At 67.8% G+C, this 25,520-nt stretch carries 23 protein-coding genes; 12 read left to right on the top strand and 11 right to left on the bottom strand.

Translation table 11 applies throughout. The features are described 5' to 3' along the window. Positions 1-27: 27 nt before the first annotated feature. On the bottom strand, positions 28-906 hold the full coding sequence (locus ACTIF2_RS24505) for an aldo/keto reductase family oxidoreductase (RefSeq protein ID WP_439499751.1): 879 nt from the start codon (positions 904-906) through the stop codon (positions 28-30). Between the two features lie 93 nt (positions 907-999). Here ACTIF2_RS24505 and ACTIF2_RS24500 point away from each other — a divergent pair, with 93 nt between their 5' ends. Further along, positions 1,000-1,926: a LysR family transcriptional regulator gene (locus ACTIF2_RS24500; RefSeq protein ID WP_439499750.1), complete on the top strand. Its 927-nt coding sequence runs from the start codon at positions 1,000-1,002 to the stop codon at positions 1,924-1,926. Between the two features lie 25 nt (positions 1,927-1,951). Here the strand turns inward: ACTIF2_RS24500 and ACTIF2_RS24495 are convergent, their stop codons facing one another. Genes ACTIF2_RS24495 through ACTIF2_RS24485 form a run of 3 tightly spaced genes read right to left on the bottom strand, consistent with a single transcriptional unit; the run spans position 1,952 to position 5,137 of the window. Then, on the bottom strand, positions 1,952-2,956 hold the full coding sequence (locus ACTIF2_RS24495) for an Hsp33 family molecular chaperone (protein ID WP_439499749.1): 1,005 nt from the start codon (positions 2,954-2,956) through the stop codon (positions 1,952-1,954). Continuing rightward, positions 2,956-3,873, bottom strand: a complete 918-nt coding sequence (gene argF, locus ACTIF2_RS24490; protein WP_439499748.1) for an ornithine carbamoyltransferase — start codon at positions 3,871-3,873, stop codon at positions 2,956-2,958. Before argF ends, ACTIF2_RS24495 begins: the two co-directional genes overlap by 1 nt. Positions 3,874-3,916: 43 nt before the next feature. After that, a complete protein-coding gene (locus tag ACTIF2_RS24485) occupies positions 3,917-5,137 on the bottom strand; it encodes an aspartate aminotransferase family protein (RefSeq protein ID WP_439499747.1) in 1,221 nt (406 codons plus the stop codon). Positions 5,138-5,686: 549 nt separating this feature from the next. Between ACTIF2_RS24485 and ACTIF2_RS24480 the strand changes: the two genes are divergently transcribed. After that, on the top strand, positions 5,687-6,235 hold the full coding sequence (locus ACTIF2_RS24480) for a GcrA family cell cycle regulator (protein WP_439499746.1): 549 nt from the start codon (positions 5,687-5,689) through the stop codon (positions 6,233-6,235). Between the two features lie 120 nt (positions 6,236-6,355). Here the strand turns inward: ACTIF2_RS24480 and ACTIF2_RS24475 are convergent, their stop codons facing one another. Both ACTIF2_RS24475 and ACTIF2_RS24470 read right to left on the bottom strand, forming a co-directional pair. Continuing rightward, positions 6,356-6,985: a LysE family translocator gene (locus ACTIF2_RS24475; protein ID WP_439499745.1), complete on the bottom strand. Its 630-nt coding sequence runs from the start codon at positions 6,983-6,985 to the stop codon at positions 6,356-6,358. A 130-nt stretch (positions 6,986-7,115) separates the two neighbouring features. Further along, entirely contained in the window at positions 7,116-7,805 is a 690-nt protein-coding gene (locus ACTIF2_RS24470) for a TetR/AcrR family transcriptional regulator (RefSeq protein ID WP_439499744.1), read from the bottom strand. A 168-nt stretch (positions 7,806-7,973) separates the two neighbouring features. Between ACTIF2_RS24470 and ACTIF2_RS24465 the strand changes: the two genes are divergently transcribed. From ACTIF2_RS24465 to ACTIF2_RS24455, 3 genes are read left to right on the top strand one after another with little or no spacing between them, the layout of a single operon-like run. Further along, on the top strand, positions 7,974-8,972 hold the full coding sequence (locus tag ACTIF2_RS24465; RefSeq protein WP_439499743.1) for an efflux RND transporter periplasmic adaptor subunit: 999 nt from the start codon (positions 7,974-7,976) through the stop codon (positions 8,970-8,972). Positions 8,973-8,975: 3 nt separating this feature from the next. After that, on the top strand, positions 8,976-10,223 hold the full coding sequence (locus ACTIF2_RS24460) for an ABC transporter permease (protein ID WP_439499742.1): 1,248 nt from the start codon (positions 8,976-8,978) through the stop codon (positions 10,221-10,223). After that, complete coding sequence (locus tag ACTIF2_RS24455) at positions 10,220-10,915, top strand: ABC transporter ATP-binding protein (RefSeq protein ID WP_439499741.1); 696 nt, start codon at positions 10,220-10,222, stop codon at positions 10,913-10,915. The genes ACTIF2_RS24460 and ACTIF2_RS24455 overlap by 4 nt, the downstream gene beginning before the upstream one ends. 175 nt (positions 10,916-11,090) lie before the next feature. Here ACTIF2_RS24455 and ACTIF2_RS24450 read toward each other — a convergent pair whose 3' ends face one another. After that, on the bottom strand, positions 11,091-12,134 hold the full coding sequence (locus ACTIF2_RS24450) for a GMP reductase (RefSeq protein ID WP_439499740.1): 1,044 nt from the start codon (positions 12,132-12,134) through the stop codon (positions 11,091-11,093). 202 nt (positions 12,135-12,336) lie between these two features. Between ACTIF2_RS24450 and ACTIF2_RS24445 the strand changes: the two genes are divergently transcribed. Further along, entirely contained in the window at positions 12,337-12,987 is a 651-nt protein-coding gene (locus ACTIF2_RS24445) for a glutathione S-transferase family protein (protein ID WP_439499739.1), read from the top strand. A gap of 12 nt (positions 12,988-12,999) precedes the next feature. Here ACTIF2_RS24445 and ACTIF2_RS24440 read toward each other — a convergent pair whose 3' ends face one another. Further along, entirely contained in the window at positions 13,000-13,533 is a 534-nt protein-coding gene (locus ACTIF2_RS24440; RefSeq protein ID WP_439499738.1) for a winged helix-turn-helix transcriptional regulator, read from the bottom strand. Positions 13,534-13,640: 107 nt separating this feature from the next. Between ACTIF2_RS24440 and ACTIF2_RS24435 the strand changes: the two genes are divergently transcribed. Then, on the top strand, positions 13,641-14,003 hold the full coding sequence (locus ACTIF2_RS24435) for a nuclear transport factor 2 family protein (RefSeq protein ID WP_439499737.1): 363 nt from the start codon (positions 13,641-13,643) through the stop codon (positions 14,001-14,003). A 175-nt stretch (positions 14,004-14,178) separates the two neighbouring features. Here the strand turns inward: ACTIF2_RS24435 and ACTIF2_RS24430 are convergent, their stop codons facing one another. Together ACTIF2_RS24430 and ACTIF2_RS24425 are read right to left on the bottom strand one after the other, a co-directional pair. Beyond that, positions 14,179-15,114 carry an acetamidase/formamidase family protein gene (locus ACTIF2_RS24430; RefSeq protein WP_439499736.1) on the bottom strand — a complete coding sequence of 312 codons (936 nt, stop codon included), beginning with the start codon at positions 15,112-15,114 and terminating at the stop codon, positions 14,179-14,181. Between the two features lie 24 nt (positions 15,115-15,138). Then, on the bottom strand, positions 15,139-16,245 hold the full coding sequence (locus tag ACTIF2_RS24425) for a DMT family transporter (protein WP_439499735.1): 1,107 nt from the start codon (positions 16,243-16,245) through the stop codon (positions 15,139-15,141). Positions 16,246-16,502: 257 nt separating this feature from the next. On the opposite strand from ACTIF2_RS24425, the gene ACTIF2_RS24420 reads away from it, so the two are divergent. Then, a complete protein-coding gene (locus ACTIF2_RS24420) occupies positions 16,503-17,639 on the top strand; it encodes an AbrB family transcriptional regulator (protein ID WP_439499734.1) in 1,137 nt (378 codons plus the stop codon). A 39-nt stretch (positions 17,640-17,678) separates the two neighbouring features. Here the strand turns inward: ACTIF2_RS24420 and ACTIF2_RS24415 are convergent, their stop codons facing one another. After that, a complete protein-coding gene (locus tag ACTIF2_RS24415) occupies positions 17,679-20,051 on the bottom strand; it encodes an exopolysaccharide transport family protein (protein WP_439499733.1) in 2,373 nt (790 codons plus the stop codon). Between the two features lie 329 nt (positions 20,052-20,380). Between ACTIF2_RS24415 and ACTIF2_RS24410 the strand changes: the two genes are divergently transcribed. The 4 genes from ACTIF2_RS24410 to ACTIF2_RS24395 all read left to right on the top strand — a co-directional run bounded on the left by ACTIF2_RS24410 (position 20,381) and on the right by ACTIF2_RS24395 (position 25,452). After that, entirely contained in the window at positions 20,381-21,607 is a 1,227-nt protein-coding gene (locus ACTIF2_RS24410) for a lipopolysaccharide biosynthesis protein (RefSeq protein WP_439499732.1), read from the top strand. A gap of 254 nt (positions 21,608-21,861) precedes the next feature. After that, positions 21,862-23,322 carry an undecaprenyl-phosphate glucose phosphotransferase gene (locus tag ACTIF2_RS24405; RefSeq protein WP_439499731.1) on the top strand — a complete coding sequence of 487 codons (1,461 nt, stop codon included), beginning with the start codon at positions 21,862-21,864 and terminating at the stop codon, positions 23,320-23,322. A gap of 99 nt (positions 23,323-23,421) precedes the next feature. Then, positions 23,422-24,168, top strand: a complete 747-nt coding sequence (locus ACTIF2_RS24400) for an SDR family NAD(P)-dependent oxidoreductase (protein WP_439499730.1) — start codon at positions 23,422-23,424, stop codon at positions 24,166-24,168. A gap of 9 nt (positions 24,169-24,177) precedes the next feature. Then, positions 24,178-25,452 (top strand): allantoate amidohydrolase, encoded by a 1,275-nt coding sequence (locus tag ACTIF2_RS24395; RefSeq protein WP_439499729.1) that lies wholly within the window; start codon positions 24,178-24,180, stop codon positions 25,450-25,452. Positions 25,453-25,520: the final 68 nt, after the last annotated feature.

The following is a 25,520-nucleotide window of genomic DNA, read 5'->3' as shown; positions in this document are numbered from 1 at the left end:
GTGGGCCGCCCGCCCCGCCGCATCTCTTCACGCTGACGCGATGCTCGCGATGGTGTTCAGCGCCTCGACCGCGTCTTCCGGCAGCGCGACGGCCGCCGCTGCCAGGTTTTCCTGCAGATGGACGAGAGACGAGGTTCCGGGAATCAGGAGGATGTTGGGCGCGCGTCGCAACAACCAGGCGAGCGCGACCTGCATGGGCGTCGCGCCAAGGCGCGCAGCGGCCTCGGAGAGCGTCGCCGACTGCAACGGATTGAAACCGCCGAGCGGAAAGAACGGCACATAGGCAATGCCTGCGCTGGCGAGCTCGTCGATCAGGTCATCGTCGGCGCGATGGGCCAGATTGTACTGGTTCTGCACGCAGATGATCTTGGCGATCCGGCGCCCTTCCGCGATCTGCGTCGCAGTCACGTTGCTGAGCCCGATATGGCGCAGCAGACCCTGCCGCTGAAGCTCGGCCAGCGCCGCAAGCGGCGCCTCGATCGAGCCTTCGGCGGGGCCATGCGTATCGAACATGATCCGCAGGTTGACCACCTCCAACGTATCGAGCCCGAGATTATTGAGATTGTCATGCACCGCCTGGGTCAACGCTTCAGCGGAGAAGGCCGGGAGCCATGAGCCGTCCTCGCCGCGCCGGGCGCCGATCTTGGTGACGATGACGAGGTCGTCGCGATAGGGCGCCAGCGCCTCGCGTATCAGCTGGTTGGTAATGTGCGGGCCATAGAAATCGCTGGTGTCGATATGGTTTACCCCGTGCGCCACGGCCTCGCGCAGCACCGCCAGAGCCGCATCTCGATCCTTGGGCGGGCCGAACACCCCGGCTCCCGCGAGTTGCATGGCGCCGTAGCCCAGCCGCTTCACAGCACGGTCGCCAAGGATGAATGTGCCGGCTTGGTCGATGTCGGACATGATCGGTCTCCCTTCAGGAAGCCATTGAGATGGGGCTGCCTTTGCGCGCGACAATTCGTTACAATCGGCACAGCTTGTACGGAAATCCGAACAATGAAGGTCGATCTGGGTGATCTCAACGCGCTCGTGGTCGTGGCGCAGGCCGGGGGCTTTCGCGAAGGCGCGCGCGGAAGCGGCGGCAGCGCGTCCGGGCTGAGCGAAGCGGTCCGTCGTCTCGAGGCGCAGCTCGGTGTCAGGCTGCTCAACCGCACGACGCGCAGTGTCGTGCCGACCGAGGCGGGCGCCGGCCTTCTCGAGCGGCTGGGCCCGGCCCTGACCGAGGTCGAGGCCGCCATCGACGTGGTGAACCGCTTCCGCGAAAAGCCAGCGGGCGCGCTGCGGCTCAATGTGCCGGTCAGTGCGGCGCGGCTCGTGCTGCCGGACATCGTTCCGCGGTTCCTCGCCGCCTATCCCGACATCCGGCTGGAGGTCGTCACCGAGGACAGTTTCGTCGATATGCTCGCTGCCGGCTGCGATGCCGGAATCCGCTACGACGATCGCTTGGAACAGGACATGATCGCGGTGCCGATCGGCCCCCGCATCCAGCGCTTCGCCGCCGCCGCGTCGCAAGCCTATCTCGATCGGACTGGCCGGCCGGAACATCCTCGCGAGCTACTGGACCACGCCTGCTTGCGCGGCCGCTTCCCCAGCGGAGCGATGCTGCCATGGGAATTCGAACGCGATGGTGAGGTAGTGCGGGTCGATCCTGCCGGGCCGTTGATCGTGCGTGCGGGCGGGGCGATCGATCTTGCTGTCGATGCTGCGATTGCCGGGGCCGGCATCATCTACCTTTTCGAGGACTGGCTGCGCCTGCATTTGGCCAGCGGCGTGCTCGAACCCGTTCTCGAACCTTGGTGGCAGAGCTTCTCGGGCCCCTTCCTCTACTATCCCGGACGACGCCTCGTGCCCGCGCCATTGCGAGCGTTCATAGATTTCGTCAAGGCTTTGGCCGACCCCAAGGCTTCGACCGAGCCGACGTGACGCCGGCCCTGCAAGTGCCGGCCCCTTACCCTGCGGTCAACCCTGCCTCGACCTCGGCCGGGTCGAAGACATAGCGCCGCGAGCAGAACTCGCAGGTGACGCCGAGCGTGCCGTCATCGGCGACCATGGCGCTCCTGTCCTCGGCCGAGAAGCCGCGCAGCATGCCGAGCACGCGCTCGCGCGAGCAGCGGCAGGCCTCATGCACCACGACCGGCTCGAAGACGCGTGCGCCGCGCTCGTGGAACAGCCGGTAGAGCAGCCGCTCGCTCTCGAGCAGCGGATCGAGCAGCTCGTGATCCTCGATCGTCTCGGTGAGCGAGCGCGCTTCGGCCCAGGCGTCGTCGCTGATGCCGTCGGGATGCTCGCCGGCGAGGATTTCGTGGCCCTCTGGCGCATCGCCGGGATGGAGATCGGCGGCACGCAGGCGCTCCGGCGAATGCGGCATGAACTGCGCGATCAGCCCGCCGGCGCGCCATTGCCGCCCGCCGCCGCTGACGACGCTGCCGACCGCGAGCCGGACCCGGCTCGGGATCTGCTCCGACTGCCGGAAATACTGATGCGCCGCCTCTTCCAGGCTCTGCCGCTCCAGCGCGACGACACCCTGGTAGCGTGTCGCCTGCGAGCCCTGGTCGACGGTCAGGCCGAGATGGCCCTCGCCCAGCAAGTCGCCGGTCGTGGTCGCGCCGGCCGCGATCGCCTGTTCCAGCCGCGACTCGTCGAAATGGGCGACGGCGCGGTAATTGTCGGGCGCGTTGAAATCGACGACCAGCATCGAGATCGGTCCGTCGCTCTTGGTCTGGAGCTGGAAACGCCCGTCGAATTTCAGCGCCGTGCCGAGCAGCACGGTCAAGGCCGCCGCCTCGCCGAGCACGCGCGAGACCGGCTCCGGATAGCCGTGGCGCTCCAGCACCGTGTCGATCGAGGCGCCAAGCCGCACGACCCGCCCGCGAATGTCGAGATCGGGCACCGTGAACGGCACGACGCGGTCGTCGAGCGTTGCCGTCTCCGCCGCGATGTCGGACCCGGCCATCAGGCCGCGACGCCGCCGAAGCACCAGGCCAGGATGCCCTTCTGCGCATGCAGACGGTTCTCGGCCTCGTCGAACACCGCCGATTGCGGCCCGTCCATGACCGCGTCGGTGACCTCCTCGCCACGCGACGCCGGCAGGCAATGCATGAAGATCGCGTCCTTCTCGGCGCGGCCGAGCAGGCGGTCGTCGACCTGGTAGGGCCGCAGCAGGTTGTGGCGCGTGCCCTCCTCGTCGCCCATCGAGACCCAGCAATCGGTGATCACGCAATCGGCGCCCTCGACGGCGGCCTCCGGCCGCGTCGTCAGCTTCACTTTCGCGCCTTGCTTGCGGGCCCAGTCGATCAGCTCCGGCGGCGGCGCCAGTTCGTCCGGCGTCGCGATAGCGAGCTCGAAATCGAGCCGGCCGGCGGCATGGACCCAGGAGGTCAGCACGTTGTTGGTGTCGCCGGTCCAGGCGATGCGCTTGCCGGCGATCGGCCCCTTGCGCTCCTCGAAGGTCATCACGTCGGCCATGACCTGGCAGGGATGCTGGCGCTTGGTCAGGCCGTTGATCACCGGCACGGTGGCGTATTTCGCCATCTCGACCACGGAATCATGGTCGAGCATGCGGATCATGATCGCGTCGACATAGCGCGACAGCACGCGGGCGGTGTCGGCGATGGTCTCGCGCTCGCCGAGCTCGATCTCCTGTCCGGTCACCATCATCGGCGAGCCGCCGAGCTCGCGGATGCCGACATCGAAGGAGACGCGGGTGCGCAGCGAGGGCTGCTCGAAGATCATGGCGATGACCTTGCCCTCGAGCAGGCGGTCGGAGGCGGCGGCGGGCGTGCGGCGACGCGCCTTGATCTCCTCGCCGGTGCGCAGGATCGCCCTGAGCTGGTCGCTGGAGAAATCGGAAAGATCGAGGAAATGGCGCATGGGTCGGCGCTTCCTTCGCAGGAATGTCTGGAAATGGTGGGTGCTATTCGGCCGCCGGCCGCGACAGCGTGGCCTCCACGGCCTGCGCCGCCTTGTCGAGCCGGGCGACGGCCTCGGCGACCTCGCTCTCGCCGATGATCAGCGGCGGCAGCAGCCGCACGACATTGTCGCCCGCCGCCACGACCAAGAGCCCGGCCGCGCGCGCTTCGGTGACGAAATCGGTGTTCGGCGTGTGGAGCTTGAGGCCGAGCATCAGCCCTTCGCCGCGGATCTCGGCGATGATGTCGGGATGCTGGTCCTTGAGCTGGGCCAGCGACTGGCGCAGCCGCAGGCTCATTTGCGCGACATGCTCGATGAAGCCGGGCTTCAGCACGACGTCGAGCACCGCATTGCCGACCGCCATGGCGAGCGGGTTGCCGCCGAAGGTGGTGCCATGCGTGCCGAGCGTCATGCCCGAGGCCGCTTCCTCGGTCGCGAGGCAGGCGCCCATCGGGAAGCCGCCGCCAATGCCCTTGGCGACCGACATGATGTCGGGGGCGACGCCGAAATGCTCATAGGAGAAGAACTTGCCGCTGCGGCCGACGCCGGTCTGGATCTCGTCGAAGATCAGCATCAGCCCATGCTCGTCGCAGAGCTCGCGCAGCAGCTTGAGGAAGCGTGCCGGCACCGAGCGCAGCCCGCCCTCGCCCTGGATCGGCTCGATCATCAGCGCGGCCGTCTCCGGTCCGATCGCCGCCTTCAGCGCCTTCTCGTCGTCGAAGGGCACCTGGTCGAAGCCGTCGACCTTGGGGCCGAAGCCGTCGATATATTTCTGCTGCCCGCCGGCCGCGATCGTCGCCAGCGTGCGGCCATGGAAGGCGCCCTCGAAGGTGATGATCCGGAAGCGCTCGGGATGGCCCTTCGCTGCGTGGTACTTGCGCGCCATCTTGATCGCGCACTCGTTCGCCTCGGCGCCGGAATTGGTGAAGAACACCCGCTCCGCGAAGGTCGCCTCGCAGAGCCGCCGGGCCAGCCTCTCGCCCTCGGGCATGCTGTAGAGGTTCGAGGTGTGCCAGATGCGCTGGGCCTGCTCGGTCAGCGCCTTGACCAGATGCGGATGGGCATGGCCGAGCGAGTTGACCGCGATGCCGGCGCCGAAATCGAGATAGCGCTGGCCGTCGGTGGCGATCGCCCAGGCGCCTTCGCCGCGTTCGAGCGCGATCGGGGCGCGGGCATAGGTCGGCAGCAGCACGGAGGGGGAGGCGGAAACGGGAGCGGAAGTCATGGGAGGCGATCCTCGTGACGAAAGGGCGAGATGGGAGGCTGGATCGATCTGCGTGAGGCGGGCCGCCGCTTCTGGCATCATGCCAGGCGCGTGCGACCTGCCGGCGACATCATCGTCGCAGCCAGGCCCTAGCCTCTCGTCGCATCGTCATCCGCATGTGCGAAGCCCCGATCCGTCAAAAACATAAGCGCCGCCCAAGCGGGGCGGCTGCATCACCTCGCGACTATGCTGAACGCCTACCGCGCTGTCAATTCCGCGGGCCGGAAACTGTCGCAGCGTCAGCGTTGCCGAAAAGATTCACCTTGACGCCGCCTGCCGCTTTACCTGGGGAAAAGCCGTTTTCCGATTCGCGGACTCTTGTGGCTGAGTCCGGGCATCTTGTATGGTCTTGCTCGTCAGATACGACATCTCGTGCGGCGTCTCCTGTACCGTCAGTTCCGGGTGTAACGGCTTCCGTTTTGCGACGGGCGCTGCCGGTCTCGGATTCCGCCAATGATCGGCCCCTAGGCCGGCTCCGCAAGGGGCGGGCTGGATGAGACAGGTGAAGCCATGAACGACGTCGGAGCATGGACGGAGGAACGCGTCGAGCTTCTCAAGAAGCTCTGGAGCGACGGCCTGAGCGCCAGCCAGATCGCGGGCGAGCTCGGCAGCGTCACGCGCAACGCCGTGATCGGCAAGGTGCACCGGCTCGGCCTCTCCGGCCGCGCCAAGAATCCGGCCGCCTCCTCGACGCCGCGGCCTCGCAAGGCGCCGACCCGTTCGCCCAGCCATCCGATGACCGGCAATGGCGGCGGGCACGGCATGACGCGCGGCGCCAATGCGCTCGCTCCGCAATTCGCTCCCGAGGCGGAAGCCCAGGCCGAGCAGGCGCCGCCCCTGCCGGAGGATGTCGTGGTGCCGTTCTCCGAGCGCGTCACCATCATGGATCTGCGCGAATATATGTGCCGCTGGCCGATGGGCGATCCGACCACCCCGGAATTCCGCTTCTGCGGCGGCCGTTCGGCGACCGGCATGCCCTACTGCACCTACCATGCCCGCATCGCCTACCAGCCTGCGGCCGACCGCCGGCGCGACCGCCGGAATGTCGGGCGCGGCTGAGCAGGGCTTCTACGTTCTTGGAAAGCCGGCCCCGAGGCCGGCTTTTTTATTGGGCGGAGGGAGTCGATCGCGCCCGCGCAGCCCATGTCGCACATGGGAGGAAAGCGGAACTCGGCAAATCTACGCCTTCTGTGCCGCGAGCCGAGCTCCCAGGCCGATGAAGAGCACGCCCATCGCTCGCTGAAGCCAGAGTGCGATGCGCTCATTGCGGCGCAGTTTGCCCGTCAGTCCTGCGGCACCGGCAACGAGCACAAGGTTGATGCAAATGCCGATCACATTGCCCGTTACACCGAGCAGGATGAGTTGCAGGGTGGGGTGTCCGGCTTGCGTGTCGATGAATTGAGGAAGAAGCGCAACATAGAAGATCGCCACCTTCGGATTGAGCACATCGCTCCAGAAGCCTTGCCAGAAGACCGCTCTTAAGCTTCGCCCGCTCACTTCACTGCTCGTTAGATTGGTGATCGCTTCACGGCTCATCAGAGCGCGGACACCGAGGTAGCAAAGATAGGCCGCTCCCGCCCACTTCACGATGGTGAAGGCAGTTGTCGAGGCCAGCAGCAACGCGGAAATGCCGGCGATGGCCGCTGCCAAATGCACGTATGCACCGACATTGATGCCGAGGGCGGCCATGCTGCCGGCGCGTCGGCCTTGGGCAACGGTCCGAGTCAGCATGTACGCCATGTCGGGCCCGGGCACGAGGACCAGAACGACGGAGGAAGCGACGAACAGCAGGTAGGCGTGCATGCTCATGCAGGCATCTTGCACTTTCGCCATGTTGCCTCAAGTCCGCGATGGGGTCGGAAGCTGACGATCCCGCCAGGTCTCCGGCGTCCCCTTTTTCGTGCTGCCGCCAACGACGCTTCGCGCGGTTTCGGGCGACCTAGCGCGGCGCCATGACGGCGCGCGTAAAGCCGGGCTCGACGAAGGTCAGGCTGCCATCCGGCAATCCGAGGATCCTATCGGCGGCGATGCCGAGGAAGCGGAAGCGGGCGTCCAGCGCCTCGATGGCAGCTTCCGCCTCGGGCGTCCCCGCGGCCATGATCGTGCGCGCCACCGCGCCATGCGTGCTGGCGCCGATCTGCAGCACGATCTCGGCGGCGGCCTCCGCATCGGGCACGTCGAAGGCTCCTTCCGCCTTGCCCTGGGCGATGATGCGGGTGAGCACCGGTAGCATCACGGTGATCGAGGCGGCGTTGACCCGGTGATAGAGCACGATGTTCTCGGGTCGGAACAGCACGTCGAAGGCGGCGCGCAGTTTTGGCGCGTCTTCCAGCTTCATCTGGCGTGAGCGCGCCAGGAAGGCGTTCAGCCGGGTCAGCGCGTCGAGCCCGTCATCGTCCAGAATGTCCTGAACCCGCACCACCGCCGCTTGCGCCAGCCGCGCGGCGAGCGCTTCCAGCAGCTCCTCCTTGGAGGCGTAATGGTGATAGAAGCCGCCTTTCGAGACGCCGGCCTTCGCGATGATGTCGGCGATCGTGGTGCCTTCATAGCCACGCTCGAAGAACAGCGCCTGCGCGCAGTCCAGCAATTCGCCCCGGCGATCCTCCGGATGTTTCACCACGCGCGGCATAGGTGCGCCTCGTTTCCATTGACGACCGACCGCCGGTCTGTATAATGACCGACGGTCGGTTTGCCGCAGTCTAATGTGGCGGGCCGCGCCGATGCAACGGAAATCATCCCGCCCCGGGACCTGGCGCATCGGCCCTTCTCCCTGATCGCCATCCTCTGGAGGCCAGCCTTGAAGGTCGTCCGCACTTTGCTCTTCCTTGCCGCGCTCGCCGGGGCGGGCGCGGCCTATTGGTCCTTCAGCCGGCCGGCCGCGGTCGCGACCGTGACGCCCAAGCGCGGCGACGCGGCCGAGATCGTCTATGCGACCGGCGTCGTCGAGCCGCGGACTTGGGCCAAGGTCACCCCGCTCCTGCGCGAGCGCATCGTCGAACTCTGCGATTGCGAGGGCGCCAAGGTCGAGCGCGGCAAACAGCTCGCCCGGCTCGACAGCGCCCAGGCCGAGGCCACGCTCGCCGAGCTCAAGGCCCGCCAGAAGCTCGCCACCGCCGAGATCGAGCGGCTCAGCGTCCTGATCGAGCGCAACGCCACGAGCCAGCAGGCGCTGGATCGCGCCCGCAGCGAGGTCGGCCAGAGCGCGGCCCTCGTCGCCGGGCAGACGGCGCGGCTGGAGAACTATGTCCTGCGCGCGCCGATGAGCGGCGTCGTCCTGCGCCAGGATGGCGAGGTCGGCGAGATCGCCGAGCCCGGCACGGTGCTGTTCTGGATCGGCGAGCCGCGGCCGCTGCGGGTCGTCGCCGATGTCAACGAAGAGGATATCCCGCAGGTCAAGGCCGGCCAGAAGGTGCTGGTCAAAGCCGATGCCTTTCCCGGCCGCACGCTCGAAGCCACGGTCGACAGCATCACGCCCAAGGGAGACCCCGTCGCCAAGACCTATCGGGTCTATCTGGCGCTGCCGGACGAGACCCCGGTGCTGATCGGCATGACGGTCGAGCTCAACATCGTCGCCCGTGTCTCGCGCAATGCGCGGCTCCTGCCGACGAACGCGCTCCAGGGCGATGCGGTCTTCGTCGTCGAGGGCGATGTCGCCCGTCGCCGCGAGCTCAAGATCGGCATTCGCGGCACGAGCGAGGTCGAGATCCTGTCGGGGCTGCCCGAGGATGGCCGTGTCGTCGCGCCCTATCCCGAGCGCCTCACCGACGGCGCCCGTGTCAGGGCGGCCGGAGGCTGAGCGATGCGCCTCATTCTCGATCTCGCCCTGACGCATATCCTGGGGCGCGGCCGGCAGACCCTGGTCGCGGTGCTCGGCGTCGCGCTCGGCGTCGGCTTCTCGATCGCGATGGCGGCGCTGATGCAGGGCGGCGAGGATGATTTCGTCGCCAAGCTGGTCGACACCATGCCGCATGTCGACATCACCGACGAGCGCCGGGCGGCGCCCCGGCAGCCGTCCGAGGACCTGTTCCCGGCGCTGCGCATCGACGGCTTGCGGCCGAAGGAGGACCGGCGCGGCATCCTCAACCCGACCGAGGCGACGGCGATGCTGCGGGCCTGGGTTCCGGGCCGGATGGCGCTCAGCCTGAAGACGCAAGGGGTGGTGCGCTATGCCGGGCGCGATGTCGGCATCAGCATCATCGGCATCGAGCCGCAGGCGGAGCTGCGCGTCTCCTCGATCGCCGACGATTTCCGCCAGGGCAGCTTCACCTCGCTGATCGCCGGCGGCAACAACATCGTCGTCGGCGACCGCCTGGCGCAGCGGCTCGGTGCCGAGCTCGGCACCACCGTGACGGTGGTCTCCTCCACCGGCCAGAACCGCGCCTTCAAGATCGTCGGCCTGTTCCATACCGGAACGACGGCGCGCGACGAGGGCGAGGGCTATGTCCTGCTCAAGAACGCGCAGATCCTCAGCGAGCGGCCGAACGCGATCAACGAGATCCGCCTGAAGCTCGACGATCCCGCCGCTGCGCCGCAGGTGGCGCGCCGGGCCGAGGCGCAGATCGGCTACAAGGCCATGGCCTGGCAGGAGGCGAACGAGTCGCTGCTCGAGGCGATGGTGATCCGCAATGTCATCATGTACACCGTCGTCGGCGCCATCCTGCTCGTCGCGGGTTTCGGCATCTTCAACATCATCTCGACCATCACGCATGAGAAGGCGCGCGACATCGCCATCCTGAAGTCGCTCGGCTTCACGGAGGCCGACATGCGTCGCCTGTTCCTGCTCGAGGGCCTGGCGCTCGGCGCCGGCGGCTCGCTGATCGGCTGGGCGGTCGGTTTCGGCCTGTGCTTCGCGATGTCGCTGGTGCGTTTTGAGCTGTCCGGCGCCGCCGTCGCGCAGGAGATCACGCGCCTGCCCTTGGCCTGGAGCATCTGGCACTATCTGATCGCCGCCGGCTTCGCTCTCGTCTCCGCCGGGATCGCCGGCTATCTCCCGGCCCGCCAGGCGGCGCGGCTGAACCCTGTCGAGATCATCCGAGGGGCGACATGAGCGCGCTGATCGAGGCCGCGGGGCTGACGCGCGTGCTGCCCGCCGCCGTGCCGGTGACGCTGGTGCGCGACATCACGCTGACCATCTCCGAGCGCGAATTCGTCGCCATCACCGGCCCCTCCGGCTCCGGCAAATCCTCGCTGCTCTACCTGCTCGGCCTGCTCGACCGGCCGACCGGCGGCACACTGAGCATCGCGGGCCGCGACACCGACGGGCTGAGCGAGCGCGAGCGGGCCGAAATCCGCCTAGCCACGCTCGGCTTCGTCTTCCAGTTCCACTTCCTGCTGCCCGAGTTCACGGTGCGCGAGAATGTCGAGATCCCGATGCGCCGGCTCGGCCGGCTCGGCACCGCGGCGATGCGCGAGCGCTCGACCGGGCTGCTCGAGGCGCTCGGCCTCGCCGGCCATCTCGACAAGCGGCCCGACCAGCTTTCGGGCGGCCAGCGCCAGCGCGTCGCCGTCGCCCGCGCGCTGGCCAACGACCCGCCACTCGTTCTCGCCGACGAGCCGACCGGCAGCCTCGACAGCAAGAGCTCGCAGCAGGTCTTCGCCATCCTCGACGCATTGGTGCGCGAGCGCGGCAAGACGGTGATCGCCGTGACGCATGACATGGACATGGCGGCACGGATCGGGCGGCGCATCCATCTCGTCGACGGCCGGATAAGCGAAGAGGACCAGCCGCCATCGGCCTGACGGCCCGTCGCGCCTTCGTCTGCACGGACGCTCCGCTTCGCGTCATCCCGGACAAGCGGCGAAGCCGCGCTGCTCCAGGATCCATCCCGGAACACCGAAGCCTTACGATGGATCCCGGCTCTGCGCTTCGCTTGCCCGGGATGACGCGGCATGGTTCCGAGACATCATCGCCTGCTCAGTTCCCGAACACCGTGTTGAGCTGGCTGCCGACCATGATGAAGGTGGTGCGCTTGGGCACCTCCTTCAGCCGCACGGCGCCGATATAGGTCATCGCCGAGCGCACCCCGCCCATCAGTTCCTGCATCGTGCCCTCGACCGGGCCGCGATAAGGCACCTCGACGGTCTTGCCCTCCGAGGCGCGGTATTTGGCGACGCCGCCCGAATAGCGCTTCATCGCGGTTTCCGAGGACATGCCGTAGAAGGTCATCGCCACCGGCACGTTCTCGCCGTCGCGCTCCTCGTAGCGCAGCCCGCCCTCGCATTCGTCATGGCCGGCGAGCATGCCGCCCATCATGACGAAATCGGCGCCGGCGCCGTAGGCCTTGGCGACGTCGCCGGGCACGGTCAGGCCGCCATCGCCGCAGACCAGGCCCTTCAGGCCATGGGCGGCATCGGCGCATTCGATGATCGCCGAGAGCTGCGGATAGCCGACGCCGGTCATCTTGCGGGTGGTGCAGACCGAGCCCGGCCCGATTCCGACCTTGACGATGTCGGCGCCTGCCAGCAGCAGCGCCTCGGTCATGTCGCCGGTCACCACGTTGCCGGCCATGATCGCGGCATGCGGAAAGGCGTCGCGCGTCGCCTTGACCGTGTCGACGAATTTCTCGGTATAGCCGTTCGCCACATCGAGGCAGATCTTGCCGATCGGCGCCTTGGCATGGACTTGGCTGAGCTTGTCGTGGTCGGCCTTGGTGGTGCCGAGCGAGTAGAAGGCGTTGGCGGATTCGGGTTCCTTGAAGAAGGCGATCAGGGCATCCGCGTCGTAATGCTTGTGCAGCGCCACCATGGCGCCGTGCTTCAGCAGCGCGCGCGCCATCGCCATGGTGCCGACCACGTCCATATTGGCGGCGATCAGCGGGAAGCCGGTCCAGTCCTGGCCGGTATGGGCGAAGCGGAAGGTCCGGTTGACGTCGACATGGGCGCGGCTGCCCAGCGTCGAGCGTTTGGGCCGGATCAGGACATCCCGGAAATCGAGCTTGGGATCGTTCTCGATGCGCATGATGTGAAGCCTCGGCTGCTTGGGCTCGGACAGGATCTGGAGCACGCGGCAGAGGAAGCGTGCCGGTATTCATAGCCGGCCGGGCCGGGCGGAGGCAACGCGCCGCGTGGTCGCGCCTTTGCCAGAATAAAACCAGTTGCAATATGAAATTGGTTTGGAGTAGTCTCTACCCGGTCGATGCCTGTCCGACAGGAGCATAACGATGCGCTTCACCCTCTATTTCCACCCGCTTTCGAGCTATTGCCACAAGGCCCTGATCGCGCTTTACGAGCACGGCATCGCCTTCGAGCCGCAGATCGTGAACCTGGGCGATGCGGCGGAGCGCGAGGCCTTCCTCAAGATCTCGCCGCTCGGCCGCTTCCCGGCCCTGCGCGACGGCGAGGCGGACCGCGTCGTCCTGGAATCGAGCGTCATCATCGAATATCTCGACCGCTTCAGGCAGGGCGGGCAGCCGCTCGTGCCGGCCGATCCCGACCGGGCGCTCGAAGCCCGCAGGCGCGACCGCTTCTTCGACTTCCATGTGATGACGCCGATGCAGAAGGTGGTGTTCGACCGGCTTCGGCCCGAGGCTCAGCGCGACCCTTTCGGCGTCTCGCAGGCGCGGGAGCAGCTGCGCGCCGCCTATGCCGTGCTGGAGCGCGAGATCGCCGGCCGGACCTGGGCGCTCGGCGACGATTTCAGCCTGGCCGATTGCGCCGCCGCGCCCTCGCTCTTCTATGCCGACAAGGTGGCGCCGCTCGGTGAGGATTTTCCGAATGTCGTAGCCTATCGCGCCCGGCTGATGCAGCGCCCGTCCTATGCCAGGGCGCTGGTCGAGGCCGAGCCCTATCTCAAGTTCCTCCCGCAGGAATAGCGCCGCCGCACGTCATTCGGCGGCGGAGGCCGCCTCCGCCGCCTTGCGCGCCACCACCGCCTCATAGGCAGCTTTCATACGCGCCCCGACACTGATCCAGCCCGGTTGCGCGCGGCGCGGATTGGCAAGGCCGAGATGGCTCTCGCGCAATTCGTCCATGAACTCCTCCCAGAGCGGCGGCCCGCCCTCGGTCAAAAGCTCGGCGCGAATCGAGAGCTCCTCGCTGACCGGCAGGAATTTCAGCCCCCAGCCCGCCATCTGCGCCAGCACAGGCAGGAGCTGGATGCCCTTATCGGTCAGGCTGTAAGTCACCTTCTGCTTGTGCGAGGGGTCGTCCGTCTTGGTCAGGACGCCCTGCTCCAGCATCGTCTTGAGCCGGTCCGCCAGGATGTTCGACGAGATGCCTTCTTCGGACTGCAGCAGCAATTCGCGGAAATGCCGGCGATTGCCGAAGATGATGTCGCGGATGATCAGCAGGCTCCATTTGTCGCCGACCACCTCAAGCGTGAGATTGATCGGGCAGCCCGAGCGCGGATCGCCGTCCATGCATGCCTCCAGACATCTAGCGAGAGAACCGCTTGCAACATGGCATTGGTGCGCTTAGTTTACAACCAGTTGTATAACACAATTAGTTATGAAAAGGGAGGCCCGCGATGCCGGTCAGCAAGCCCGATCTCGTCCGCGCGGTGTTCGACGCCTATCGCACGGGCGAGCGCCAAGCTCTCGACGACGCCCTGAGCGAAGACTTCACCTTCACCAGCCCCTATGACGACGCGATCGACAAGGCCGAGTATTTCAGGCGCTGCTGGCCGAATCGCGATCTGATCGAGCGGCATGAGATCGAGCGGATCGTCGAGGGCGGCGACGGCGCCTTCGTCACCTATCTCTGCCGCACCCGCGACGGCAAGGAGTTCCGCAACACCGAGTTCTTCACCTTCGCCGGCGACAGGGTCCGCTCGGTCGACGTCTATTTCGGCGCGGCCTACCGGGACGGCGTGTTTCAGAAGTCGGCGTGAGTGGGGCGGCCCCACGTCCGTCATTCCGGGGCAGGCCGTAGGCCTGAGCCCGGAAACCAGACGCGCCGGCGCTGGTTGAGAAGACAGAGACGGTTGTTGCCTCGCTTCCGCAAGCCTGTGGATTTGGGTTCCAGGCTCGCTGCTGCGCAGCGCCCCGGAATGACTGCGGCCAAATCTACGGCACCAGGCTCTTGGCCAGCATGCAATGCACGCCCTTCGAGCCGTTGACCGTTTGCGTGACGCGCAGATCGGCGGCGAGGCTGCACAGCATATAGGCCTCCTCCCGAGTCAGCTTGGTGCGTTCGCCGATCAGGCCGATCATCTCGCGCAGCGCCTTCTGCGCGCAGATGTCGAGATCGGGGTCGATGCCCATGGTGATGTGATGCGTCGGCGTCTCGGCGCGCGGCGTCGCAAAACTCAAATCCTCGCGCAGGACGAACTCGAACGTGCCCTCCAGCGCGGTCTCGATCGCGGTGACGCAGACCTCGCCGTCGCCCTGCGCGCCATGCCCGTCGCCGCAGGAGAACAGCCCGCCCTCGACGAAGACCGGCAAATAGAGCGTCGAACCGGGCACGAGCTCCTTGTTGTCGAGATTGCCGCCGAAGGCGCGCGGCACCAACGAGGTCTGTCGGCCCCAATGCGGCGGCGGCGCCGTGCCCATCACGCCGAAAAAGGGCGCGAGCGGCAGTTCCATGCCCCAAGGCAGATGCGCGATGTTCTTCGCCGCGTCGAGCCCGATATGCACGAATGTATGGGCGTCGAACTCCTCGGGCAGCGTGCCACCGAGCGGCTTGATCAGCGTGTAGCCCCAGTCGGTGCGCAGCTTCACCTCGCGGATCCGCACCTCCAGCACATGGCCGGGCCTTGCGCCCTTGACCGCGACCGGGCCGGTCAGGATATGGCCGGGCACCATGCGCGCGGCCTTTTCGTGGATCGCGTGGATCTCCGGCAGGACATGGAAGCCGGATTTCGGCTGGGTCTCGGCCCCGCCGGTGACGGTGCGGATCGTGACGCTGTCGCCGCTCGCGATCGTCAGGACGGGTTTCAGCGTCGCGTCGAAGAAGCCCCAGTGGCAGCTGTCGAGTCCGGCATCGAGCTGATGGTGCGTCACGGGAAGGTCCTGGGGCTTGGAGGGTCAGGCCGGCGCGTCGGGCGCAAGCAGCGGGCGGGCGTTCTTGCGCATCGTATAGAGCGTCGCGCCGATGACGAAGCCGGCGCCGATCCAGGTCGGCAGCGCCGGGATCTCGGCGAAGAAGATGAAGCCGGTCAGGCTCGCCAGGATCAGGCGGCTGAAATCGAGCGGCGCCAGCGCGGCCGCCTCGCCGACCTGGTAGGCGCGGGTGATCAGCCATTGCCCGGCGGTGCCGAAGATGCTGAGCAGGACGAGCCAGAGCCATTGCTCCGGCGTCGGTGGCACCCAGAACAGCCAGACCGGCACCGCGAGCACGACGATCAGCACCATGCCCTGATAGATCAGGATCGTGTCGGTCCGCTCGGTCGCGGCGAGCTTGCGTACGCTGATCGTGATGCCGGCGCCGAACAGCGCGCCCGCGACCGCCATCAGCGCATAGATGTCGAGCCCCTTGGTCGAGGGATTGAGCATGATGACGACGCCGACGAAGCCGATGATCGTCGCGATCCAGCGCCTCGTGTCGACCTGCTCCTTCAGCACCAGCACGGCAGCGATGGTGACGAACAGCACCTGGCTGAAGCCGATCGCGGTCGCCTGCGCCAGCGGGATGTAGATGACGGCGCTGAAACCGCAGAACATCGCGGCGAGCGTGAGCACTCCGCGGAAGACCTGCAGGCCCGGCCGGGCCGTGTACATCATCGCCGGCAGCTCGCGCGCGGCGAAGGCGACGATGATCACGCTCATGATGATCTGGCGGATGAGCAGCGTCTCGATCAGCGGGATCGCGGTGCCGATCAGCTTGATCAGCCCGACCATCACCGCATAGACCAGCAGCGCCGACATCATGTAGATCGAGCCGCGCAGATTGGGCGTCGAGCCGCGCCACCAGCGGATGAAACGGTGCCGGCGTGCGGCAAGCCAGCCCGTCGGCCCCGGCTCGCTCACGCCCGGAACGGCGCTCAGGACCACCGGCGCGACCGCGTCGCGATTCTCTGCTGGAGGAGGCTCGGGGTCCTCGGCTTCGACAGATCGGGCGGACGCCGGCAGCTCGCCGACGCCATCATCGAGACCCGCACGGCGCTGCCGTCCGGAAAGCCTGTCTTCGCTCATCGCCCGAACCAATAGACCGGGCACCAAGACGCGCCGGCTCACCATCAACTACCAGAAATCATTGACGATCCGCGAATGCCTGACCAGTGGGCGCAGGCACATGGCGGGGTTGTGAGCGCAAGGGGTCTGCCGCCCTGCCGCGACCGGGCGGCGGGGCCGGCATTCCTTCTGCGTACTGTATGCGCGGGCGGAAGCAGTGTAGGCAGCCGTGCGGGCGCCGGGGAACAGCGCATATTGAACGAAAGGCCGATCGACGCATGAGGGTCCTGCTGTCCGATCTGGTGAGCGGCCTGCGTTCGCTTTCTCCAAAGCGCTTCCCCTATCGCCGGTTCGCCCTCGCCCTGCTGCTCGGCGGCATCGGCGGCTGGCTCTTCGTGCAGGCCAGGCTGCCGCTGCCCTGGATGCTCGGCTCCATGGTGTTCTGCACGGCAGCCGCGCTGCTGCGCGCACCGATCGCGGCGCCGGGCGTGATCCGCCCGCCGATGAGCGTGGTGATCGGCGTCATGCTCGGCGCCGGCTTCCGGCCCGATCTCGTCGCGCAATTGCCGAACTGGCTGCCGACGCTGATCGGCCTCGTGCTGTTCATGACCGCCTGCGGCCTGTGCTGCGTCACTTACTTTCGCCGCGTCGCCGGCTTCGACACGACCACGGCCTTCTTCGCCGGCATGCCGGGCGGGCTGATGGAGATGGTCATCCTCGGCGAGGAGAAGGGCGGCGATGCCCGCATCATCGCGCTGATCCATTCGGCCCGCGTGCTGCTGGTGGTGATGACGCTGCCCTTCATCGTGCAATGGCTCGAGGGCGTCTCGCTGACCGGTACGCGCAATGCCGGCCCTTCCCTGGCGCAGACGCCGCTCTTCGCCGAGCTCTGGCTGATCGGCTGCGGCCTCGCCGGCGTCGTCGTCGGGCACCTGCTGCGCCTGCCGGCCAAGTTCCTGCTCGGGCCGATGCTGGTCAGCGCCCTGGTGCATTTCCTCGGCTGGAGCGATTCCGCGCCGCCCTTCCAGGTCGTCAATGCGGCGCAGCTCGTGCTCGGCGTCACTGTCGGCTGCCGTTTCATCGGCACCTCGCCGAACGTGATCCTGCGGGTGCTGCTGCTCTCGGTCGGCTCGACCGTGGTCCTGCTCTCCCTGACCTTTGCCTTCGCCTGGGGCGTGGCGCAGGTCTCGGTCTATGGCCATGTGCCGCTGATCCTGGCCTATTCGCCGGGCGGGCTCGCCGAGATGAGCCTGATCGCGCTGGCGCTGCATACCGAGGTCGCCTTCGTCGCGGCGCACCACATCATCCGCGTCTTCCTGGTCATGGTCGGCGCCGGGCCGCTCTTCGGGCTGATCATGGGCGACCGGCGCAAGGCCAAGCCCGAAGCCGAGGTCAAGCCGGCTCCGGCCGAGTGAGGCTCAGCCGCACGTCGGCCTTGGCGCCAGCGCTCGCGCTCAGGCTTCGTTGATCACGAAGCCGCGGATCTTGGCGGCGTTCTCGCCGAGCGTCGCATTGGCCTGCTCGAGATCGCCGGCGCCGACCTCGCCCTCGCGCACGACGAGCACGATATCGTCGACAGCGTCGATGAAGTGCCGGGAGAGCGTGTCGGCGCCGATCGACGCCCCGTCGATCAGGATCGGGCCGAAGCGCCGCGCAACGCCGAAGAAGTCCCGCCCGATCTGTTCGGAGGTGACGAGCTCGGTTCGGCCCCGGCGCGGCAGGAAGAACAGGCCGGTCCCCTCGTCCTGCAGCGCGACGCGCACCAGCCCGGCCCCACCGGAGACGATGTCGTGCAGCCCGGCCTGCGCCTCGGGCGCATAGACCGCCGTCAGGCTGGTCTCGCCGATGCCTGAATCGACCAGCAGGGCCGGCAGGCCGGCGAGCGCCGCATCGAGCGCGAGATTGAGCGCCAGCGTCGAGGCGCCGGCATTGCGGCGCAGCCCCATCACCAGGATGCGGCGCTTCGTATTGCCGCCGGCCTGGTCGGCGAGCTTGGCCCGGACGGTGCGGATCGCCTTGGCGAAGCCGGCATTGGGCTTGTCCATCACGTCGACGAGATGGGCCTTGGACTGGAAGACCGAGCGCGGCTCAGCCTCGTTGCGCCAGCGCCGGTGCCGCACCGCGGGCAGGGTCCCGAGCAGCGGCGCCGTCGAGGCCTTGACGGAATCGGGCAGGCGGGCGGCCTGGCCGCCCTGGATCGCGACGAAGCGCCGCCATCCGGCCTTCGCCGGCGCGGCGGCCGGTTGCGGCGCGGCGGGCTCGGGCGTCGCAAGCGCCGGGGGCTTGGCGATTTCGTCTGCGGCGGCTTCGGTTGCCGGCATGGGCGGAGCAGGAGTCCGGCGCGGCGGACGCGGCAGGCCGCCGAACAGCGCCAGGCCGAGGGCCGCGATCACGCCGAGCCCGCCGCCGGCGATGCCGCCGAGCGCGGCGATGGTGCGTCGGCTGACGCCGCTCTTCTCGAGCGGCGGCATCGCAGCGCTGATGACGCGGGCATTGGTGGTGTCGATGCCGGAAAGCTCGCCGGTCTCGCGCGCGCGCCGCAGGAAGGCGTCGTAGACGACGCGCGAGGATTCGACCTCGCGTTCGAGCTCGCGTAGCTGCACCGAGGCGCGGCCGGTCGCGTATTGCTGCTTGGTCAGGTCGTCGACGCGCCGCGTCGTCTGGCGCTCGGCCTCGACGGAGCGGTCATATTCGATCTTGGCGGCCTGGGCGATGCGGGACAACTCGTCGTTGATCTGGCGCCGTGCGTCGCGCACCTGCGCCTGCGCCGCGGCGAGCGCCGGATGGCGCGATCCGAGCGAGGCCAGGAGGTCGGCCTCCTTGCTCAAGGCCGCGCCGAGCTGCGAGCGCAGTGCCGTCATCGTGTTGGAGGCGACCGCTTCGGGGATCGCGCCGGCCTCGATGCTGGAGGCGCGGACCGCCCGCGTCTGATCGTATTTCGCCTTGGCCTCGGTGACCTTGTTGCGCAGGGCGACGAGCTGGGCATTGTTGAGGGTGAGCTGCTCGTCGCTCATCAGCCTGCCGCCGGTGGCGACGATATTGTTGGCTTCCTTGTATTTCTCGGTCTTCTCTTCGGCGCTGCGCAGGCGATCGCGCAATTCCGCGAGACGTCCGGTGAGCGCCGTCGTGGCGCGCTGCGCCGCGTCGGCGCGAACCAGGGCCTGATCGTCGAGATAGGCATTGGCGAGCGCATTGGCGATCCGCGCCGCCTTGGCCGCCTCGCGCGATGTCACCGAGATGTCGATGACGAAGGTGCGCTCGCCGCGCCGCACGGTGACGGCGCGGTCGAGCGCCGCCAGCGCATAGAGCATGCCGTCGCGCGGCGGCGCGCCGCTGCTCGGCAGAAGCTCGCTGATCAGCCGGGCGAGCCCGCTCTTGCTGGCCTCGCCGCCGAACTCGGGATCCTTGTCGAGGCCCTCGCTCTCGATCACGCGCGACTTGATGCTGTCCGAGGCGATGACGCGCGCCTGGCTTTCGAGATAGGCGGTGATCGAGGTCGGGTCGCTGCCGACCGCGTTGGGCGAGACCTCGTTCTGGAGCACGCGCAGGTCGCGCGGATCGATGAAGAGCTGGGCTGTCGAGATGTATTTGGGCGGAATCATCAGGCTGAGCAGGCTCGCCAGTACGACGCCCGCCAGCGCCGCCAGGATCACCAGCCCCTTCCGGTTCCATAAGGTCGTGAGGATCCAGACCGGGTCGGCCAACAGGGCGAGCTTCGAGGTCGTGGCGACGCGGGTGGCCGGCTCCTTCTCGGAAGCAGCCGGTCTTTCCGTCCTGTTGAGTTCGCCGCTGGCGTCCCCGGTGGTGAACATGACGCTACGCTTCACTTTCAAACTCCGTCTGGCCGAAGGCGACACGTGTCATCGCCCTCGCAGACATCGAAACTTCGTCCTCAGCCCGTCCGCTGCCGATAATGCTCGAGCATCGTCATTATCGGCCGCCGCCGGCGCCCGCGAGGGTCGGCGCGGCTCTTCCTGCCAAAACGTCCCGTCCCATGATGCGGCTCATGTTCCGATCCGGGTCAAGCGGCTGCGCGAAGCGGGCACAGTTCCGTTTCGTTTAGGGTCGCTCAACGCCTCTACGCTAAGCAATGTGCTGGCCTCCCATTGGCGCAAGCAGGGGCCAAGCCAGCCTTTCCGCCTGTGAAACGGACCTCATGTCGCCTGATCGCGCCACCATTTCCGCCTACCTCACGATCCTGAGCGGCTCGGCCGGCCGGCTCGTCATCTCCCTTGTCTACTTCCTCATCGTTGCGAATACGTTGACCCTCGGCGAATTTGGTCTCTTCGCCACCGCCTCGGCCACGGGGCTGATCCTCGCGCGCCTGCTCGCCTTCGGCTTCGTCTCGCCCGTCTACCGGGTGGCGACGGTCAAGCCGCGGCTGCTCGGCGCCTATCTCGCTGGCTTCGGCGGCCTCGCGCTGCTCTCCCTGCCGCTGATCGGCATCGTCGCGGTCGCGGTCTATGTTCTGCTCTTCGCGGATCGGCTGGCGCCGCTCCCTTTCGCGCTGATCATCATCGCCGAGGTGCTCGGCTGGCGGCTCGTCGAGGTGGTGGCCATCGTCAATAACGGCCTCAGGCGCTTCCGCCAGGCGGCGCTGCTCGTCATTATCGGCTCGTCGCTGCGGACCCTGGCCGCGATCGCCTTCTGGCTCTGGGGCCAGGCCAGCCTTGCCGTCTGGGCTTACGCCTATCTCGGCACGACGCTGCTCTCGGCCGTGGTCGCGCTGGCGCTGTTCCTGCCGCCGCTGCGCCTGCGCTTCGTCAAGGCGCTTTATCCGCGCCGCATGTCGGACGCGGTCTTCGCCGGCGCCGCCGACATCGTGTTCTATGTCCAGGCCGAGCTCGACAAGCTCCTGATGCTGGCGCTGGCGGGCGAGCGCATCGCCGGGCTCTATGCCATCGCCATGCGGGTCATCGACCTCACTGCCATGCCGGTGCGCAGCTTCAACCAGATGCTCGTGCAGAAGATCATGAAGGACCGTGGGATCAGTGGCGGCTGGCGCCGCCGCGCGCTGGTCGAGGCGGCGATCGCCATCGTCTCGATCGGCGGGCTCGTCGCGGTCATCCTCCTGCTGACGCCGTTCCCCGGCGCGCTCGGGCGCAACGTCTCGGAAGCCGCCTATCTCTTCCTGCCCATGCTGCTCGTCCCGGCCTTCCGCAATCTCGTCGAGTATCATGCCGAGCTGCTCTATGCCCGCGAACGCACCGGCTCGCGCATCGCGCTGCTCTGCGCGGTCACGGCGCTCAAGGCGGCGCTGCTCTCCTTCGTGATGCTGCGCTTCGGCGCGAACGACGCCTGGGCGCCCTGGCTCAACGGCGTCTTCGGCGCGGTCTATCTGCTCTCGGCGGCGATGACCTACAGGCTGCTCGGCTCGCGCTGAGGCCGGCGCGGCCGAAAGGGTGTCCCATATCGGGACGTCGGCGGCGGCCGATCGCGGTCCTGCTCCGCGCGACCGGCTCGAACACGCTGGCATCATGGACGAAATCCCCCGAACCGGCACGTTTTGGCGCATGCCGCAGCGGCATGGCGCTTGCGGTTTCCGGCTCCGAGAGCGCGCCGGGCGGACATCCTGTTCCGTTCCGGACCGCTCCTCGCCGCGGGCCGACCGGCCGTCGCGGATGCGGAGAGCCGGCCATGATGATGAGCGTCAACGATCTGAACTACGCGGCAGCGACGGCGACCGACGAGCGCGCCAATGCCTGGCGGCACTGGATCGGGCTCGTGACCGCGCTGACCGATGCGGTTGTGGTCGTGGCGATCGTGGCGCTCGCCTCGGTGACCTATCACCTCCAGGCCTATGGCCATGTCGGGAGCTACCGGATCACGCTCGAGCTCGCGACCATGATCGCCTCGATCTTCGTCTTCACCAACGCGCTGCGCGGGCGCTACCAGCTCAGCAACTATCTTTCGACCAAGGGCCAGATCGCCTCGGCCTTCACGGTCTGGAACGTCACCATGGTGGCCTTCATCGCCATCGTCTTCCTGGCCAAGATCGTCGATCACTATTCGCGCGCCGTCGTGCTGGTCACCTACCTGACCGGCATCCCGCTGATCACGCTCGCCCGGTCCACCGTGGTGCGCACCATCTCGATGGCCAGCAAGACCGGGCGCATCACCTCCGAGCGCGTCTTCCTGATCGGCCGCGAGCCTGACGTGATGTCCTTCGTCTCGCGCCACCAGCCCTGGAATATCGGCTTCTCGATCGTCGATGTCGCCTTCCTGCGCAGCAATGATGCGCGCCGCATCAACGATCCGGGGGCCGCGCTTGCGGCCGATCTCGCCACCGCCGTCGCCCGCTGCCGCCAGATGCAGCCGGACGCGGTCTTCATCGCGCTGCCCTGGTCTGACCAGGAGACGATCGATGCCTGCGTCGACGCCTTCATGAACCTGCCGGTTGCGATCCATCTCACGCCGGAGCGGATCATGGACCGCTTCGACAACCCGCATATCGTGCGGATCGGCTCGCTCGCCAGCCTGCGCCTGACCAGGCCGGCCCTGTCGGCCGTCGAGATCCTCGCCAAGCGCGTCTTCGACATCGTCGCGGCGTCGATGATCCTCGTGCTGACGCTGCCGCTGCTCTTGGTCATCGCGGCGCTGATCCGGCTCGATTCGCCGGGTCCGGTGCTCTTCCTGCAGCGCCGCTACGGCTTCAACCAGCAGCCCTTCCGCATCTTCAAGTTCCGCACCATGACGACGACCGACGATGGCGACACCATCCGCCAGGCGACGCGCGGCGACCCGCGCATCACCCGCATCGGCCGCATCCTGCGCCGCTACAATCTCGACGAGCTGCCGCAATTGCTGAACGTGGTCGCCGGCCAGATGTCGCTGGTCGGGCCGCGCCCGCATGCGCTGGCCCATGACCGCGAATTCCAGCGCAAGATCGCGCTCTATGCCAGGCGCCACAACGTCAAGCCCGGCATCACCGGCTGGGCCCAGGTCAACGGCCTGCGTGGCGAGACCGACACCGACGACAAGATGGCCAGGCGCATCGCCTTCGACCATTGGTATATCGACAACTGGTCGTTCTGGCTCGATCTCGGGATCCTGCTCCGGACCCTGTTCAGCACCCGGTCCTACCGGAATGCCCTGTAAGTCGACAGCGCTCGCGCAGACCCGAAAGGCGCGCGGGACGCTGGCCTAGTCGAAATCATGCCGCTACCGTGCCGCCGATTTCTCAGCCGGAGGCTTGCCATGAACCAGATCGATCTGAAGGACCGCGTCGCCATCGTCACGGGCGGGGCGCAGGGCATCGGCCGGGCCGTGGCCGAGCGCTTCGCCAGGAGCGGCGCCAGGGTCGAGATATGGGATCTCGACGGCGCGCTCGCCGCGCAGGCCGCGGCCGAGATCGGCGGCGGCGCCACCGGAATCTCCATCGACGTCACCGACGCCGCGGCCGTGAAAAAGGCGGCTGACGCGCTGGAGGCCCGCCTCGGCCGGGTCGACATCCTGGTGACCAGCGCCGGCATCGCCGGACCCAATCTCAAGACCTGGGAATACCCGCTCGAGGACTGGGCCAAGGTCATGCGCCTCAATGTCGACGGCACGCTGCATTGCTGCCAGGCGGTGATCCCCGGCATGATCAAGCGCAATTACGGCCGCCTCGTCCTCGTCGCCTCGATCGCCGGCAAGGAGGGCAACCCCAACGCCTCGGCCTATTCGGCCTCGAAGGCGGCGGTGATCGCGCTGACCAAATCGCTCGGCAAGGAGCTCGCCACCCAGGATGTCGCGGTCAACTGCATCACGCCGGCCGCCGCCCGCACCCGCATCTTCGACCAGATGAGCGAGGAGCATATCGGCTACATGCTCGCCAAGATCCCGCGCGGGCGCTTCCTGCTGCCGGAGGAGGTCGCCTCGATGGTCGCCTTCCTGGCCTCGGCCGAGAACAGCTTCACCACCGGCGGCGTCTTCGACCTTTCGGGCGGGCGGGCGACCTACTAGGCTCGCGCCATGGCTGCCTCGCTCCCCTCCGCCTCGCTTCCCTCCGTCGCCGTCCTCGGCGCCCGTGCCTTCGCCGCGCTCGATGGCCTCAACCGCTTCACCGACGAGCCGGGCAAGCTGACCCGGCTCTATCTCTCGCCCGCGCACAGGCAGGCGGCGGAATGGACGAAGAGTGCGATGGAGGTGATGGGCCTCACGGCCTTCATCGACGCGGCAGGTTCGGTCCAGGGGCGCCGCGAGGGGGCGATGCCCGGCCTGCCGGCGGTGATGATCGCCTCGCATATCGACACCGTGAAGGATGGCGGGCGCTTCGACGGCAATCTCGGCGTCGTCGCCGGCATCCTCGTTGCCGGCGCGCTGCGCGATGCCGGTATCGTGCTGCCCTTCGCGCTCGAGGTCGTCGCCTTCGGCGACGAGGAGACGGTGCGCTTCCCGACCTCGCTCTCGACCTCCTCGGCGCTGGTCGGCGGTTACGATCCGGCGTGGCTCGACTCGCGTGACGCCGAGGGCACGGTGCTGCGCGATGCGCTCGTCGGTTTCGGCGGCGATCCTGCGGGCATCGCCGCGTTGGCCCGCAAGCCCGGCTCGCTGAAAGCCTATCTCGAGGTCCATATCGAGCAGGGGCCGGTGCTCGAGATCGAGAACGAAGCCGTCGGCATCGTCACCGCGATCAACGCCCAGAAGCGCGCCCGCGTCCGCGTCACCGGCGAGGCCGGCCATGCCGGCACGGTGCCGATGAAGCTGCGCAAGGATGCGCTGACGGCCGCCGCCGATATGGCGCTGGCGCTGGAGGAGATCGCTGCCGGCCATGAGCAGGCGGTCGGCACCGTCGGCGTCTTCCGGCCCGATCCGGGCGCCGCCAATGTCGTGCCCGGCGCGGTCGATTTCACCATCGATTTCCGTTCGCCCCGCAACGAGACGCTGGCGAGCATGGATCAGGCGATCGCCGAGCGCTTCCACGAGATCGCGGCGCGCCGCGGCGTCGGCCTGACGATCACGCCCTATTCGCAGGAGGAGGCCACGCCGATGGCGGAGCCCCTGCAGGAGGCGCTCGCCGCCGGCATCGCCCGCACCGGCTCGAACCTGAGCGCGCGCCGCCTGCCCTCGGGCGCCGGCCATGACGCCATGACGATGGCGCGCATCTGCCCCTCGGCCATGCTCTTCGTCCGTTGCGAGAAGGGCATCAGCCATTCGCCGCTGGAGAACATGACCGAGCTCGATGCCGGCATCGCCATCCGCGTGTTGCTGGAGACGGTGCTGGAACTGGCGCGGCGGGAGGGGTGAGGCCCTGTCGTCATGGCCGGGCTTGACCCGGCCATCTCCCGGGAGGTTCGCTGGTCATGAGATGCTCG

The sequence above is a fragment of the Allobosea sp. genome, assembly GCF_051860145.1.
Taxonomy (GTDB): domain Bacteria; phylum Pseudomonadota; class Alphaproteobacteria; order Rhizobiales; family Beijerinckiaceae; genus Allobosea.
This window is presented reverse-complemented; position numbering and strand designations above follow the sequence as displayed.

Coding starts and splice junctions, on each gene's coding strand:
- ACTIF2_RS24505 (WP_439499751.1), bottom strand. CDS start 906: ATGTCCGACATCGACCAAGCCGGCACATTCATCCTTGGCGACCGTGCT.
- ACTIF2_RS24395 (WP_439499729.1), top strand. CDS start 24,178: ATGGCTGCCTCGCTCCCCTCCGCCTCGCTTCCCTCCGTCGCCGTCCTC.
- ACTIF2_RS24450 (WP_439499740.1), bottom strand. CDS start 12,134: ATGCGCATCGAGAACGATCCCAAGCTCGATTTCCGGGATGTCCTGATC.
- ACTIF2_RS24410 (WP_439499732.1), top strand. CDS start 20,381: ATGTCGCCTGATCGCGCCACCATTTCCGCCTACCTCACGATCCTGAGC.
- ACTIF2_RS24435 (WP_439499737.1), top strand. CDS start 13,641: ATGCCGGTCAGCAAGCCCGATCTCGTCCGCGCGGTGTTCGACGCCTAT.
- ACTIF2_RS24500 (WP_439499750.1), top strand. CDS start 1,000: ATGAAGGTCGATCTGGGTGATCTCAACGCGCTCGTGGTCGTGGCGCAG.
- ACTIF2_RS24445 (WP_439499739.1), top strand. CDS start 12,337: ATGCGCTTCACCCTCTATTTCCACCCGCTTTCGAGCTATTGCCACAAG.
- ACTIF2_RS24475 (WP_439499745.1), bottom strand. CDS start 6,985: ATGAGCATGCACGCCTACCTGCTGTTCGTCGCTTCCTCCGTCGTTCTG.
- ACTIF2_RS24485 (WP_439499747.1), bottom strand. CDS start 5,137: ATGACTTCCGCTCCCGTTTCCGCCTCCCCCTCCGTGCTGCTGCCGACC.
- argF (WP_439499748.1), bottom strand. CDS start 3,873: ATGCGCCATTTCCTCGATCTTTCCGATTTCTCCAGCGACCAGCTCAGG.
- ACTIF2_RS24420 (WP_439499734.1), top strand. CDS start 16,503: ATGAGGGTCCTGCTGTCCGATCTGGTGAGCGGCCTGCGTTCGCTTTCT.
- ACTIF2_RS24455 (WP_439499741.1), top strand. CDS start 10,220: ATGAGCGCGCTGATCGAGGCCGCGGGGCTGACGCGCGTGCTGCCCGCC.
- ACTIF2_RS24400 (WP_439499730.1), top strand. CDS start 23,422: ATGAACCAGATCGATCTGAAGGACCGCGTCGCCATCGTCACGGGCGGG.
- ACTIF2_RS24405 (WP_439499731.1), top strand. CDS start 21,862: ATGATGATGAGCGTCAACGATCTGAACTACGCGGCAGCGACGGCGACC.
- ACTIF2_RS24470 (WP_439499744.1), bottom strand. CDS start 7,805: ATGCCGCGCGTGGTGAAACATCCGGAGGATCGCCGGGGCGAATTGCTG.
- ACTIF2_RS24480 (WP_439499746.1), top strand. CDS start 5,687: ATGAACGACGTCGGAGCATGGACGGAGGAACGCGTCGAGCTTCTCAAG.
- ACTIF2_RS24425 (WP_439499735.1), bottom strand. CDS start 16,245: ATGAGCGAAGACAGGCTTTCCGGACGGCAGCGCCGTGCGGGTCTCGAT.
- ACTIF2_RS24495 (WP_439499749.1), bottom strand. CDS start 2,956: ATGGCCGGGTCCGACATCGCGGCGGAGACGGCAACGCTCGACGACCGC.
- ACTIF2_RS24460 (WP_439499742.1), top strand. CDS start 8,976: ATGCGCCTCATTCTCGATCTCGCCCTGACGCATATCCTGGGGCGCGGC.
- ACTIF2_RS24440 (WP_439499738.1), bottom strand. CDS start 13,533: ATGGACGGCGATCCGCGCTCGGGCTGCCCGATCAATCTCACGCTTGAG.